The 14387-nt window shown below is 45.7% G+C and carries 12 protein-coding genes; 8 read left to right on the forward strand and 4 right to left on the reverse strand.

What is annotated here, in order from left to right; translation table 11 throughout:
• The first annotated feature begins 9 nt into the window (after positions 1-9).
• From RCO25_RS12340 to cysI, 4 genes are all read left to right on the forward strand, one after another.
• On the forward strand, positions 10-1323 hold the full coding sequence (locus tag RCO25_RS12340) for a hemolysin family protein (protein ID WP_308996451.1): 1314 nt from the start codon (positions 10-12) through the stop codon (positions 1321-1323).
• Positions 1324-1374: 51 nt separating this feature from the next.
• On the forward strand, positions 1375-2163 hold the full coding sequence (locus RCO25_RS12345) for an undecaprenyl-diphosphate phosphatase (RefSeq protein WP_308996452.1): 789 nt from the start codon (positions 1375-1377) through the stop codon (positions 2161-2163).
• Positions 2164-2544: 381 nt separating this feature from the next.
• Positions 2545-4407: an assimilatory sulfite reductase (NADPH) flavoprotein subunit gene (locus RCO25_RS12350; protein ID WP_308996547.1), complete on the forward strand. Its 1863-nt coding sequence runs from the start codon at positions 2545-2547 to the stop codon at positions 4405-4407.
• Between the two features lie 54 nt (positions 4408-4461).
• Positions 4462-6183 (forward strand): assimilatory sulfite reductase (NADPH) hemoprotein subunit, encoded by a 1722-nt coding sequence (gene cysI, locus RCO25_RS12355; protein WP_308996453.1) that lies wholly within the window; start codon positions 4462-4464, stop codon positions 6181-6183.
• Positions 6184-6367: 184 nt separating this feature from the next.
• Here the strand turns inward: cysI and RCO25_RS12360 are convergent, their stop codons facing one another.
• Both RCO25_RS12360 and RCO25_RS12365 read right to left on the reverse strand, forming a co-directional pair.
• A complete protein-coding gene (locus tag RCO25_RS12360; RefSeq protein ID WP_308996454.1) occupies positions 6368-6661 on the reverse strand; it encodes a DUF3817 domain-containing protein in 294 nt (97 codons plus the stop codon).
• Between the two features lie 26 nt (positions 6662-6687).
• Complete coding sequence (locus RCO25_RS12365) at positions 6688-7302, reverse strand: TetR/AcrR family transcriptional regulator (protein WP_308996455.1); 615 nt, start codon at positions 7300-7302, stop codon at positions 6688-6690.
• Between the two features lie 133 nt (positions 7303-7435).
• On the opposite strand from RCO25_RS12365, the gene RCO25_RS12370 reads away from it, so the two are divergent.
• Positions 7436-9658: an MMPL family transporter gene (locus tag RCO25_RS12370; protein WP_308996456.1), complete on the forward strand. Its 2223-nt coding sequence runs from the start codon at positions 7436-7438 to the stop codon at positions 9656-9658.
• Between the two features lie 144 nt (positions 9659-9802).
• Complete coding sequence (locus RCO25_RS12375) at positions 9803-10384, forward strand: hypothetical protein (protein ID WP_308996457.1); 582 nt, start codon at positions 9803-9805, stop codon at positions 10382-10384.
• Here RCO25_RS12375 and RCO25_RS12380 read toward each other — a convergent pair.
• Positions 10368-11780, reverse strand: coding sequence for a hypothetical protein (locus tag RCO25_RS12380; RefSeq protein WP_308996458.1), 1413 nt, complete (start codon positions 11778-11780; stop codon positions 10368-10370). The genes RCO25_RS12375 and RCO25_RS12380 overlap by 17 nt on opposite strands.
• Before the next feature lie 122 nt (positions 11781-11902).
• Here RCO25_RS12380 and RCO25_RS12385 point away from each other — a divergent pair, with 122 nt between their 5' ends.
• Both RCO25_RS12385 and RCO25_RS12390 read left to right on the forward strand, forming a co-directional pair.
• The gene (locus RCO25_RS12385; protein WP_308996459.1) at positions 11903-12343 is read left to right on the forward strand and encodes a DUF6376 family protein; all 441 of its coding nucleotides are present in this window, start codon (positions 11903-11905) and stop codon (positions 12341-12343) included.
• 26 nt (positions 12344-12369) lie between these two features.
• Positions 12370-12645, forward strand: a complete 276-nt coding sequence (locus RCO25_RS12390; protein WP_308996460.1) for a hypothetical protein — start codon at positions 12370-12372, stop codon at positions 12643-12645.
• 63 nt (positions 12646-12708) lie between these two features.
• Here the strand turns inward: RCO25_RS12390 and RCO25_RS12395 are convergent, their stop codons facing one another.
• Complete coding sequence (locus tag RCO25_RS12395; RefSeq protein ID WP_308996461.1) at positions 12709-14160, reverse strand: SulP family inorganic anion transporter; 1452 nt, start codon at positions 14158-14160, stop codon at positions 12709-12711.
• Between the last annotated feature and the right edge of the window lie 227 nt (positions 14161-14387).

A 14387-nucleotide genomic window follows, 5' to 3' on the forward strand; every position in this document is an offset into this window, starting at 1 on the left:
GAGAAGACGATGGTTTTAAAGCTTGCATTATTTGTGTTGCTGCTCGTATTTACCGCATTCTTCGTAGCGACGGAATTCGCTATTATTCGAATGCGCTCAAGCCGCGTGAACCAGATGGTGGCCGAAGGGATCAAAAATGCCAAAGCCATTGAGCAAGTAACGAACAAGCTGGACGGTTATTTATCCGCTTGTCAGCTTGGCATTACGATTACTGCGCTTGGACTTGGTTGGCTTGGTGAACCCACTATTGAGCTTATTTTGCATCCGATTTTCGATCGATTACATTTGGAGGGCGATATCAGTAATGTGCTGTCTTTCGTCATCTCCTTCTTGATCGTGACTTATTTGCATGTGGTGCTTGGAGAATTAGCTCCGAAGACGTTAGCCATCATCAAATCGGAGCAAGTCAGTCAGGTAACGGCACCGATTATCATCGTGTTCTACAAGGTGATGTATCCGTTCATTTGGCTGCTTAACGGATCTGCGAATTCATTGGTCAGGCTGCTGGGATTGAAGCCAGCGAACGAGCATGAAGCGCATTCCGAAGAAGAGATCCGTATCATATTATCGGAGAGCTATGAAAGCGGGAAAATAAACAAAAGCGAATATGGCTATGTGAGCCGCATTTTCGCGTTCGACGATCGGCTGGCACGTGAGATTATGGTACCTAGAACCGATATGGTTTGTTTATACGTGAATCTATCTCTCGAAGAAAACTTAGCGATTATAAAGAAAGAGCAGTATACCCGCTTTCCTGTCGCTAAAGGCAGCAAGGATAATATCATTGGGATACTGAATACGAAACAGTTTTTTCTGCGTTACGAATCAGATCGAAATATTGAAGTAAACTCACTTATGCAGCCGGTCATGTCGGTACCAGAGGTGATGCCTATCAATAAGCTTCTCCGCAAAATGCAGCAGGATCGCGTCCACATTTCCATATTATTGGATGAGTACGGCGGAACGGCAGGGCTTATCACCATCGAGGATATCATCGAGGAGATTGTAGGGGAAATCCGCGATGAGTTTGACGAGGATGAAGTGAAGGAAATTGAAATATTGGAGCAGCAGCGTTATTTAGTGAATGGTAAAGCGCTGATTAGCGATGTGAACGAAGCTGCGGGAACTGACCTCGTATGCGACGAGGTAGACTCTATCGGAGGCTGGCTTTTCAACCTGAAGCCGGAACTGCCCATTGGGGAGCCGTGGACGTATGACAACATAACCTTCATCATTCGCGAGCGTGACGATAATCGTATTCGGAAAATCGAAATTCAAACGGAATTGCTTGAAAGTGAAATGGGCACATACGGACATGCATAAACTGGTAAGGAGCAAAAAAATTGCAGCCAAATTCGAGGGGGAGATCGGGCGTTGGGCGATTTAATTAATGCGATAATTATGGGGATTGTTGAAGGACTGACCGAGTTTTTACCTGTATCATCAACGGGCCACTTGATTTTGACGGCTGAGCTGCTTAATTTCACAGGAGACCGCGCGAAGACCTTTGAGGTCGTTATTCAATTCGGTGCGGTGCTGGCAGTGCTCGTTTTGTACCGAAAGCGCTTTGCAAGCCTGCTTAATTTTAAGATAGGCAAAGGCTCTGGATTGAATGCCTTACATATTATTTTAGCAATGGCTCCGGCTGGCGCATGCGCTGTATTGCTTCACTCGTTCATAAAAGGAGAACTGTTTACAGCCGAAAAAGTTCTAATCGGCCTCGTTGCCGGCGGAATATTGATGATTATCGCCGATCGCGTTCGAAAGAAGCCGAGCGCGGAGGAGCTTGATGACATTACCTATAAGCAGGCCTTCGCGGTAGGATGCTTTCAGGTGCTAGCTCTTTGGCCGGGCTTCTCGCGTTCGGGATCCACGATATCGGGAGGCATGCTGTTCGGCGTTAGCCAGAAAGCGGCAGCGGAATTCACGTTTCTCGTATCGGTGCCGATTATGGCGGCCGCTAGCGGAATCGATCTGCTGAAGAGCCGAGAGTTTCTTACAACGGCAGATTTACCTCTATTTTTAATCGGTCTTATCGCAGCGTTTATCGTCGGCATGATTGCTGTTGTAACATTCATCAACATGATGAAAAAAATCAAACTTTCATGGTTTGCTTATTATCGTTTTGCGTTAGCTGCACTCTTTTATTTTATTATTTTATAAGTTACATAAGAAATACTTTTGAGTAATTTCGCGCATCCTTTTTGGAGCAATTATTGTAATTTTCATGAAGCGACGAGAATGGTTTTCAATTAGGGAAATATGCAAGGAAAACGTAAAAAAAGACCTATCACTTATTTATATCCAAGCCATTACTTTTTCTAATAAATCTAAAGAAATCAGGGCAAAATGCCCTGATTTCTTTATTTTTGCGGCGAATAATGGATTTTTGCATAAAAATGGATTTTTTTGCAAGAACGTACCCGATTGAAGGTTTTGTCTGATTATGTTAGGTTAAGTAATATTAGAGTACTGATGAAGTACTGTTATTTTACTGACTATGAAAATAAAAGTTGATTTTATGTTTATGAGAGGTGGATATTGTTGCAACTTCAGGTAACGAACAGTCCTTTTAACCAAGAGCAAGTCGAGCTTTTAAACCGCCTTCTGCCAACGCTGACGGAATCGCAGCAAGTATGGCTTACAGGCTTTTTGTTCGCTCGTCAAGCATCCGCTAGTGCGCCATCCATTGCTGGTGATGTTCAAGTGATTACAGAAGCTGCCGGCGCAGCGGAAAGCATCGCCACAAGCAGTCAGCCTGCGGCTTCTCGTGAGGTAACGGTGCTCTTTGGTTCCCAAACCGGAAATTGTCAGAGACTAGCTACTAGCTTGTCACGCAAGCTTGAAGAGCAAGGCATGCAAGTCACGCTTGCTCCAATGAACAAATTCAAGACGAATGGCTTGAAAAAGGTTGAAAATTTATTGCTGGTCGTAAGTACGCATGGCGAAGGCGAGCCGCCAGACAATGCTCGGGCTTTCCATGAATTCCTTTACAGCAAGAGAGCACCACAATTCGACAACCTGTATTTCTCCGTGTTGGCGTTAGGTGATACTTCGTATGAGTTTTTCTGTCAAACGGGCAAGGATTTTGATCAACGCCTTGAGGAACTTGGCGGAAACCGCCTTGCTCCGCGCGTGGATTGTGATCTGGATTATGACGAGTTCGTCGCAAGCTGGTCCGCACAGGTTATTAGCTCTTTGACAGAGCGCATGAACGGTTCTTCTGGTGCAGCTGCTGCAGTCAGCGATTCTATCAATGAAGTTAAAGCTGAACCATCAGCTTACTCACGCACGAATCCGTTTAAGGCTGAAGTGCTCGCGAATTTGAACTTGAATGGTCGCGGCTCTGATCGGGAAACACGTCATTTGGAGCTGTCGTTAGAAGGCTCCAATTTACAATATGAACCAGGCGATAGCCTTGGTATTTATCCGGAGAACCACCCTGCATTGGTGGAAGCGATTATCCAGGAATTCAATTGGAATCCTGAAGAAATCGTGCCGATCAATAAGATCGGCGAGCAGGGCTCATTACGCGATGCGCTGCTTAAGCATTATGAAATTACGGTACTGACGAAGCCTTTGCTTACGCAAGCAGCCGAACTATCATCCAACTCCGCTTTGCGCGAGCTGGTGGCTCCGGGCAAAGAGCAAGAACTCAAAGATTACATCAACGGCCGTGATCTGCTTGATTTGGTACAGGATTTTGCACCTTGGCAGGCTACAGCTAGCGAATTTGTAGGCATATTGCGCAAGCTTCCGGCACGGTTGTATTCAATCGCAAGCAGCTTCAAAGCGAATGAAGATGAGGTTCACCTAACGATTAGAGCTGTCCGTTATGAAGCACATGGCCGTGATCGTTACGGCGTATGTTCGATTCATTGCGCGGATCGCGTTCAACCCGGCGATAGCCTTCCAATTTACATCCAAGAAAATCCGAATTTCAAGCTGCCGTCGAACCCGGATGCGCCGGTTATCATGATTGGACCTGGTACGGGCGTTGCTCCGTTCCGTGCTTTCCTTGAGGAACGCGAAGAGCTTGGCGTTGAAGGGAAATCTTGGTTATTCTATGGCGACCGTCATTTTGTTACTGATTTCTTGTATCAGACGGATTGGCAGAGAATGCTTAAAGACGGCGTACTGACGAAGCTAGATGTGGCTTTTTCCCGTGATACGGAAGAGAAAGTTTACGTACAGCACCGTTTGCTGGAGAAAGGCCGCGAGCTGTTTGAATGGCTTAAAGAAGGCGCCCATGTTTATATTTGCGGCGATGAGAAGCATATGGCACATGATGTGCATTCAGCGTTGTTAACTATTATTCAACAAGAAGGTTCATTAAGCGCAGAAGAAGCTGCGGCTTACTTGGATGAAATGCAGCAGCAGCAGCGCTACCAGCGTGACGTGTATTAATATATATATTAATCAGCAAGAGTTCGTGAATGATCGCGAGAGGAGACAGCAACAATGGCAAAAGAGCAATTGGTAAAGCCTATCGGTGGGCCGCCAAGTGAAGTTGAACATATTAAGATCGAAAGTAATTACCTGCGCGGAGCATTGGTTGATACGTTAAGAAACCCGATTACGGGCGGATTGCCGGAGGACGACAATCGGTTGTTGAAGTTTCACGGGAGCTACATGCAGGATGACAGGGATTTGCGCACCGAGCGTGAACGCCAGAAGCTGGAGCCTGCATTCCAATTCATGATTCGGGTTGTTTTGCCTAGCGGCGTAGCAACTTCTGAGCAATGGCTTGCAATGGATGGTTTAGCACATAAGTACGGTAACGGCACGCTTCGTTTGACAACTCGCCAAACCTTTCAGATGCACGGCATCTTGAAATGGAACCTGAAGCCTACGCTTCAGAAAATCAACAGTGAGCTGATGACAACTTTAGCAGCCTGTGGCGATGTAAATCGTAACGTAATGTGCAGCCCGAACCCGTTTCAATCAGATGTTCATGACGAGGTCAGCTACTGGGCACGTCAGGTGAATGATCATTTGGCGCCGCGCACTCGCGCTTACCATGAGATTTGGCTTGACGGCGAGAAGGTCATAGACGGACAGCAAGAAGGCGAAGTTGAGCCTATCTATGGTCCGGTTTACCTGCCTCGTAAGTTTAAAATCGGTTTCGCGATTCCACCTCATAACGATGTTGATGTGTTCTCGCAGGATATCGGATATATCGCTGTCGTTGAAGACGGCAAGCTGAAAGGCTTTAACATTTCGGTTGGCGGCGGCATGGGGATGACCCACGGCGATACGGCAACTTATCCGCAGCTTGGTAAAGTAATTGGTTTCTGTCCGCCTGAGCGTATCGTAGCTTTGGCAGAGAAAACGGTTATGATCCAACGCGATTACGGAAACCGCTCCATTCGTAAAAATGCAAGATTTAAATATACAATCGACCGTCATGGCATTGATTGGTTCAAAACAGAACTTCAAAACAGACTAGGCTGGCAGCTTGAGGATGTTCGTCCTTTTCAATTCGATAATAGCGGCGACCGTTATGGCTGGTTGAAGGGCAGCAACGGCAAATGGAATTTGACGTTGTATATTCAAAGCGGACGCATCGATGATCAAGAGGGCTATCCTCTTATGACTGGCTTGCGCGAAATCGCAAAAGTTCACACGGGTGATTTCCGTATTACGCCAAACCAAAATCTCATCATCGGTAACGTAACGAGCCAGAAAAAACGCAAAATCACGGAATTGATTGAGCAATACGGACTTACCGATGGCGCTCAGCATTCTGCACTTCGCAGAAGCTCTATATCCTGTGTATCGCTGCCGACATGCGGACTTGCAATGGCGGAGGCTGAACGTTACTTGCCGACTCTAATTGATAAGCTTGAGCCGATTATTAATGAAGCCGGTCTTCGCGACCAAGAAATTAACATTCGGATGACTGGCTGCCCGAACGGCTGTGCAAGACCGGCATTGGGTGAAATCTCATTTATCGGCAAAGCTGTCGGCAAATACAACATGTATTTAGGCGCAGGTTTTGCGGGTGAGCGTTTGAATAAGCTTTATCGCGAAAATATCGGCGAAACCGAGATTTTGGATACGTTAAAGCCTATGATTAACCAGTACGCGAAGGAACGTGAGTCTGGCGAGCATTTCGGGGATTTTGTTATCCGCGCGGGTTATGTTAAAGCCGTTCATGACGGTCAGGAATTCCATAATTAAACGATCATTAGCTTATAAATAAACAGAACAAGAAGACCGGGCACAAGCCTTGGTCTTCTTGTTCGTATATAGAGAAGGAAATCGCAAACATTCACGATAATTTGAAATCCATACTAAAGCTGCAGTGAGTCAATTGGAAAACGAAAAAAAGCTATTCCTTGGTATTGGAATAGCTTTTTTTCGTTTAAGCTTGGTTGCGCAGCAGCTTCTTATCGAGTACAAACGTACCGAAGGGAAGGAAGGCAGCTATAAACGCGGCAGCAACCTTAATGATGGACCAACGATGTGTGATCCATACATGCAAAACGGCTAGTAAATAAAGGACAAATAATATCCCGTGCAAGCCGCCGACAACGGTTACAACCTGTGGAATATCCGCCCAATATTTGAGCGGCATCGCGATAAGGAGCAGCACTAGAAAGGATATCCCTTCATAGAATCCGACTACGCGCAGTCGGCCTAATGCGGTTTTTAACATCTGATTACCTCCATCTAATGGTCATTCTAACGCGGCACTAAACCAGTCCACAGTAATTCTACGATTTCGGCCGCTGCTTGTTCCACTGTTTTTTTGTTATTAATAATTTCTTTGCGATTTCGTACGGTCAGCATGGCTGTAAAGACATAAGCAAGCAGCAGCGGATCGCTTTGAACGATTTCGCCTTCATCCATGGCTTTTTTAAACACAGAGCTGACCAACTCGTGTATGGCGCTCTCACTGGTTCGAATACTCGCAATTTGCTCCTCGGATAAGCCAGTGGAGGCTTCGCGCATCATCGTTTCGAATTCTACATGCGCATTGTTCATATGACGCTCTGCGACCTGCAGCAATCGATCCTTGAGCGATCCCTCGTTCTGGACAAGCATTGCGGTTTGATCATGCGCCATTTTCAGTACAAACTGAAGACATTCTGTAAACAAGATGCTTTTATTATTAAAATAATAATAAACGCTGGCTTTCGTAATTCCGCAAGCTTGAGCAACGCCCTCCAAGGATACTTTCTCAAACCCTTGATCCATAAATAGATAAGCAGCGGTGCGCAATATTTGCTGCATTGTCTGAATTGAACCTGTGCCTTTAGGGCGGCCTGGCTTGCGTTTTATTTGCTCATCGCTCATGGCCATGACCTCCATTCATAAAATTGTAATATATATCGAATGATTAATTAACCTTCGGGTATATATAATTAATTAACCGCTTGTTTTAATTTTAAACTAAAACAGGTTATATGTGAAATGGAGGATTTGAAATATGATTGAAAAATTTGCCGGAATGATCGCTGGGCCCCGTACGCGATGGGTAACGTTAATCGCTTGGATTATACTCGCTGCGCTTCTCAGTGTGTTTCTTCCTGCTGTAGGCGAGAAAGAACAGAGTAATGTTCCTAATCTTAAATCGGACAGCCCGTCAGTACTTGCAGATCAGCTCATTAAAGAAAAATTCCCCAGCTCATCTGGTATACCGGCTTTAGTCGTCTGGCATCGCGAGGGAGGTTTAACAGATGAAGATTACAGCCTCATTCAGAAAACAACGCAGCATGTTATAGAAAATCCGTTGGATGCGCAGGGCGAGGTAATCCCGCTCCATCAGATGCCGTTGCCTGCTTTGAAGGCATTCGCTTCTAAGGGTGGTACAACACTCGTGCAGCCGATTTCATTCGGTGAACAGACAGAAACTGAAATTTTGAAAGAAAATATCGAAGAAATAGAAAGGGTAATCAGCGACGCTTCGGGTAAGAAACCTTTTGAGACAGCTGTCGACGATTCATCAGAGCTAAGCGTGCGCGTGAGCGGTCCGGCGGGCATTTCCGTGGATGCTACTGATTTGTTCAAAGGAGCGGATGTTTCGCTTCTTATCGCAACCGTCCTAATCGTTCTTGTACTGCTGCTACTAATTTACCGTTCGCCTATTCTCGCTATAATCCCGCTTATCGGTGTCGGCTTCGCGTATGCGGTTACGAGCCCAATACTTGGCTGGATGGCAGGCGAGGGCTGGATAACAGTAGATGCGCAGGCAATTTCCATCATGACGGTGCTTTTGTTCGGTGCAGGCACGGATTATTGTTTGTTTTTCATCTCACATTTCCGTCAGGAGCTAACACGCGAGAACGACAAATTAATTGCGCTGAAGCGTTCCTTCAAGGACGCATCGGGTGCCATTGCGATGAGCGGGTTTACGGTCGTGCTTTCTTTACTGGCCCTGCTGGCAGCACAATATGGCGTTTACGATCGTTTTGCCGTACCTTTTAGCTTGTCCATACTCATTATGGGTATTGCAAGCTTAACATTGCTACCTGCTTTGCTTGCCATCATTGGCAGAGCCTCGTTCTTCCCGTTTATCCCGCGCACGGAATTTATAGAGCATGTACGCGTAGGGGAAAAAGGGAAAACCTATCTTAAGCCTAATCCAGAGAAAAAGCTGGGTTCCAAAATTGGCAGCCTGGTAATTGCGAAGCCTTGGATGGTGGTCATTACATCCGTATTGATCCTTGGTATTTTAGCAAGCTTCTCGAGCCAGATTAAATTCACTTATGATCTGTTATCCTCCTTCCCGGAAGACATGCCATCAAGAGAAGGCTTCGAAGTCATCTCCAAGACGTATGCGCCAGGCGATTTGGCCCCGATTACTGTCGTTGCACAAACCGACGGTGCGGCTTCTGATTTAGCAGAGAAGCTGGCCGCCGTTCCGCTTGTCGATCATGTTCTAGAACCAAAGCAAAGCGTGGATGATCCGAATCTGCTTTCATATTCCGTTATCCTGAACACGAACCCCTACTCTCAAGAAGCGATGGACACGATTCCGCTGCTTAAAGAAGCGGCAGTTAAGGCGCTCGAAGATGCGAAGGCAAAGGATGCTGTACAAAAGGTTTGGATTGGCGGACAGACGGCAGCACAGTTCGATTCTAAAGCGCTGACTGATCGCGATAACCTAGTCATTATTCCATTAGTTATTGGTCTCATCATGGTATTGCTGCTTGCTTACCTACGATCGATAACAGCAACGCTTTACTTGATTGGCACCGTATTGCTTTCTTATGCAGCAGCGCTTGGCTTAGGCTGGATTATTCTGCATTACTTTATGGGCGTTGACGCCATACAAGGAGCAATTCCGCTTTATTCGTTTGTTTTCCTGATTGCGCTAGGAGAAGATTATAATATTTTCATGATCTCAAGCATTTGGCAAAAACGCAAAACGATGCCATTGAAGCAGGCGATAAAAGAGGGCGTAAGTGAAACAGGCGGTGTCATCACCTCAGCAGGTCTTATTCTTGCAGCTACTTTCGCCGTGCTTGCGTCACTTCCGATCCAAGTGCTCGTCCAATTCGGTTTAATAACAGCGATTGGGGTTCTAATGGATACCTTCATTGTCCGTCCATTCTTAGTTCCTGCGATCACGACATTGCTTGGTAAAAAAGCTTTCTGGCCTGCAAAAGCCGAGCTCGTGGAAGAGTCTAAGCAGACTTTAAAAGGGTAAGAAAAGAAAGGCAGTTTCTGACGAAGCATCGGCTTCATTAGAAATTGCCTTTTTCATTTCCATCCTTGCAACTTTTTCCCATATATAAACGTCTTATTTTAAAGGCTAAAAAACCTATTATAGAGAGAATTCGGGGGATTATGAATGGCTAACAAGAAGATTTGGATGTGCATCGCTTTAATTTTAGTATTGAGCACGACTGGCCTTTTTTCATTCCCTACGGCTGCAAATGCATGTATATGCGTAAAATCGGATGCTGTGCTAGAGAACAAAAGCAGCAGCGATGCCGTATTTGAAGGAACGGCAACATCGGTAAAGGCATCTTCGCTTTCTGTATTCCGATCGGATGGTAAAACGATCAAAGCAAGCTTTCAAGTGAACGAAGTATGGAAGGGCCATGTAGCGCCATCCATTGAAGTGCTGACCGCTGATGCGGAAGATAGCTGCGGTTTTGCCTTTAAAGAAGGTGAGCGCTACTTGGTGTATGCGACAGCAACCGGAAAATCGCTAGTAGCAAGCTGCAGTGCAACGGTTCTGCTCAGTGATGCGGGCGAGCATATTGAGCTGCTGGGAAGCGGTTCATTGCCTCCACAGCCAGATCGTGTCGAGCAAGTTGTTAAGGATTCAAATTCAGGTTTGTTCTTCCTTTCTATAGGAGCGGCTGCGGCTTTGGCAATTATCATTCTTTTTTTCTGCAAACGAAAACAAATTAAATCAAGAACATAGCAACAATCGTTGTTACGCATAGTCCAATGAACACAGGCTTCAAGTTACGGCGAGCGAGTTCGAAGGGATCAACGCCGCAGATGGCAGCAGCAGGAATGAGCGCCCAAGGAATAATCGTGCCGCCGCCAACCCAAATTGCTGCTACTTGGCCGAGAGCCGTTAAAGTGGAAATGCCGGAGCCGATAGCATGGCCGAATAGCTGTGCAATCGAGCCAGCTAATGAAATGCCTGAGAAGCCGGAGCCGTCTAAACCGGTCACAGCGCCTACAAGAGTCAACGTAATAGAGCCTACGACGCCATTCACAGGAACGACATGCGCAAGAGCAATACCTAGATCGTTAACGATTCCATGCGATGCTTCAGGAAGTTTCTCGCCGAACATCGCAAGGAATCCAGAGTCGCCCAAATAGAAAAAAGCGGCTATAGGGATAACGGGACCAAAAACCTTAAAACCAAATAGAAAGCCTTCTATTAAATAACTCGTTGTTTTCTCGAAGCCTTTGCCGCGATGTGTAAGCATCGTTATAAACAGCATAATAATAATGGCTGTTCCGCCGATAAGCGCAGTAGCATCCCCGCCTTGAAGATCCAGGATGAACATAGCTACGACATCTAAAGCGAACAGGATTGGTATAATAGCAGCTAACCAACGCTTCGTGCGCAGAGAAAGCGCATAACGGTCAGCTACCGAGCTAAGATCGTAGTATGGAGTAGATTCTGCCGCCGAGACGACAAGCCCATTTCGCCACTTGCCTGATTTCTGATCTCTCCGCATCATCCAATACGCGGCCACCGTCGTAACGACTCCCATGACAATAACTAAAGGAATGCTGGCTTGCATGACTGAGCTGACAGGAATGCCGGCGGCATCAGCCGTGAGCTTAGGCGCGCCTTGTATGATATAATCACCTGATAAAGCGATGCCGTGTCCAAACAAGTTCATGGCAACCGCTGCTCCCAGCGCAGGCAAACCGACGCGTAATGCAACCGGCAGCAAAACGGCACCGATGAGAGCGACCGCCGGCGAAGGCCAGAAAAACCATGAAGTGACCATCATGATCAAGCCGATTCCCCAGAAGGCTAGTGCTGGCGTTCTTAAAAACCGGGTGAACGGAGAAATCATAATTTCGTTTATTCCGGTTCGGATGAGAATGCGACTCATGGCCACGATAATGGATATAATTAAAATCGTTCCCAGTAATTCTTTTATAGCGAAAATAAAGCTGTTAAAAATTCCGCTTACTGAACCGCTGGCTGAAGTCGTTGCAAGTATACCGATGCCTAATATGCCCGCAATACAGATTAACGTCGTATCGCGGCGCATCAGCATGAAACCGATAATAGCGATGATGAAGCCCAAATAAACCCAATGCAGAGCCGTTAATTGAATGTCCATCCCGATCATCTCCTTGTGAGATACACGAAACCAGCATTTGCTGAACTCGTATAGTAATGTATGCATGATCAAAGATAGGCGTTCATCTCGGGTTCGGGACGATTTTAACGAGGAGGGATTTTATGATAAAGCGTAGTATAACGATGTTAATGCTCTCTATAATGCTTCTGACAGCAGGCTGTGGTATGATTGAAGAAGTAGGTCAAACGGTAAATTTTGCAACGGAAACGACGAATTACCTGCAAACGCTGACGGACTTCGGACAAGATATGAATACACTTGCGGCACAAGCTGTGAATGATCTTGATGCAAGAACTAATCTGAAAGAGCAGCTCGTTGCGCTGAAGGAACAGGTCATTCATTATGAGGGACTGCAGGTGCCTGATTATGCCAAGGAGCTCCATCAGTCAATTGCCGAATATAATGCGTCGCTGCAAAAAGGGATTGATCAAGCTCTCACCAATATCGAGCAGGGAAGAGCTGTATTCGAATCAACGGGAATTCCGGATACGATCAACAAAATCAATGAGCTGCTCAACCAAATTAATCAACTGACACCGTAACGAACGAACAGGAAGGAAGATTGAAAGTGATTAACATCAACGTATTAGAAGCATCGATGACTTATTCAAAGGAAGACGGTTATATTGGCAAGGTGCATTTCGGGGTAGAAGGCCACGTGAATGAGTACGAAATAGCTCTTCACAGTAAGAAAGGAAAAGAATGGGGCTACGGCTTGTTTTTCTTGCATGAATCAGGCAAGGAAGAGCAATTGCTAGCGCTTGAGGATCTTTTGGAAGAAGATGACGAGCTGTTTGATTTTCTTGTCGATACGGCAAAGGAAAAGCTTGAAAAACCAGAATAGCCGTTTCATTAAAAAGCCCATGCGATCACACATGAATAGTGTGTATGCATGGGCTTTTTTTGATTAATGGCTGCCTGATGACGTTAAACCTAAATTGCGAATGATCAGCTTGCTTTCTTCGTTAAGTCCAATGAACGATACCTGTTTGTTCAATTGCTCGTATTTGCTTTTCACCTTCGCGATCGCGGTTACAGCTGATTGATCCCACACATGCGAGCTGCTGAAGTCCAGTGTGATATGCTTAGGATCATTTTGGTAATCGAATAAGGAGACGAAACGGCTGGTTGTACCGAAGAACAACTGACCAGTTACTTTGTAGGTTCGTGTCCTGGAATTGTTTGCAGCAGCAGAAACACGTATTTTTGCCATTTTGCTGACGAATACAAAGGCACTAAGCACAACGCCTGCAAAAACCCCCTTCGACAGATCATGCGTAATTAATACAATAATTACCGTAACGATCATAATGATAGCGTCGGTTCGCGGTACCTTGTGGATTTGGAAAACGGATTTCCAATCGAAAGTGCTGATCGAGACCATGATCATGACGCCTACTAAGGCAGCCATCGGAATTTTATTGACAACATCACTAAGTGCCATAATTAGAAAAAATAAAAAGGCGCCCGCCACTAGTGTTGAAAGTCTTGTACGACCTCCGGATTTGGTGTTGATAACCGATTGACCAATCAATGCGCAGCCGGCCATTCCGCCGAAAAAGCCGGTCGCCATGTTAGCTATGCCTTGACCGCGAACTTCTTTATTTTTATTACTGCCTGTATCGGTCATTTCATCAAGCACCGATGCAGTCAAGAGCGACTCTAATATGCCTACAATAGATAATGAGAAGGAATAAGGCAAAATGATCCACAGCGTCTTAAACGAGAATAGGATATCCGGAATGTGGAACATAGGCAGCGTGCTTTCAACTAGACTTCTATCGCCAACGGTTTTGAGATCCGCTCCAATGGCTACTGCGATGATGGAAACGATAATGATCGCGGCAAGAGGTGAAGGTATGATCTTGGTGAACTTTGGCAGCGTGTAGATGATAACTAATGTCAAAGCAACTAATGCATACATAATCCAGCTCGCGCCTACAAAATGAACAAGCTGAGTAGTGAAGATTAAAATGCCCAGCGCGTTGACAAAGCCGAGCATGACGGACTGCGGCACAAACGAAATGAGCTGTCCTAGCTTTAGAACTCCCATTATATATTGCAAAAGTCCTGCCAGAATTGTCGCTGCAAACAAATATTCGATGCCATGGTCCTTGACAAGCGAAACCATTAACAGAGCCATAGCACCCGTCGCTGCTGAGATCATGCCGGGTCTGCCGCCGACAATAGAAATAATGACTGCGATGCAGAATGAGGCATATAAGCCAACCATCGGTCCGACTCCTACCATTAACGAGAAGGAAATAGATTCTGGAATGAGAGCTAATGCTACCGTAATCCCTGCCAGAATATCGCCTCGTACATTCGAAAACCATGATTTTTTTAGTTTTTCAAGCAAAGCAAAGAAACCTCCCTTAAAATAATTGAAACGCGAAGATGGTTTGGAGTATATGTATCTCCTAGATGACTTTTCACTCTCAGAAAAGTCGGGGCCGATGCACACTGAGCGTAATTATACATCAATAGATGAACGATAATCACGTTATGAAACCTTGTTTAAGCGCTTACATCGCGGAAATGCTCTTCATTTCACTTGGAATCTTTATTTTCGATAAATAGTTAATG

This window comes from Paenibacillus sp. LHD-38 (assembly GCF_031157315.1).
Taxonomy (GTDB): domain Bacteria; phylum Bacillota; class Bacilli; order Paenibacillales; family Paenibacillaceae; genus Pristimantibacillus.

Excerpts from the sequence above, each read along its gene's own strand:
- RCO25_RS12340 (WP_308996451.1), top strand. The coding sequence starts at position 10 with ATGGTTTTAAAGCTTGCATTATTTGTGTTGCTGCTCGTATTTACCGCA.
- cysI (WP_308996453.1), top strand. The coding sequence starts at position 4,462 with ATGGCAAAAGAGCAATTGGTAAAGCCTATCGGTGGGCCGCCAAGTGAA.
- RCO25_RS12360 (WP_308996454.1), bottom strand. The coding sequence starts at position 6,661 with ATGTTAAAAACCGCATTAGGCCGACTGCGCGTAGTCGGATTCTATGAA.
- RCO25_RS12365 (WP_308996455.1), bottom strand. The coding sequence starts at position 7,302 with ATGAGCGATGAGCAAATAAAACGCAAGCCAGGCCGCCCTAAAGGCACA.
- RCO25_RS12370 (WP_308996456.1), top strand. The coding sequence starts at position 7,436 with ATGATTGAAAAATTTGCCGGAATGATCGCTGGGCCCCGTACGCGATGG.
- RCO25_RS12375 (WP_308996457.1), top strand. The coding sequence starts at position 9,803 with ATGGCTAACAAGAAGATTTGGATGTGCATCGCTTTAATTTTAGTATTG.
- RCO25_RS12380 (WP_308996458.1), bottom strand. The coding sequence starts at position 11,780 with ATGGACATTCAATTAACGGCTCTGCATTGGGTTTATTTGGGCTTCATC.
- RCO25_RS12385 (WP_308996459.1), top strand. The coding sequence starts at position 11,903 with ATGATAAAGCGTAGTATAACGATGTTAATGCTCTCTATAATGCTTCTG.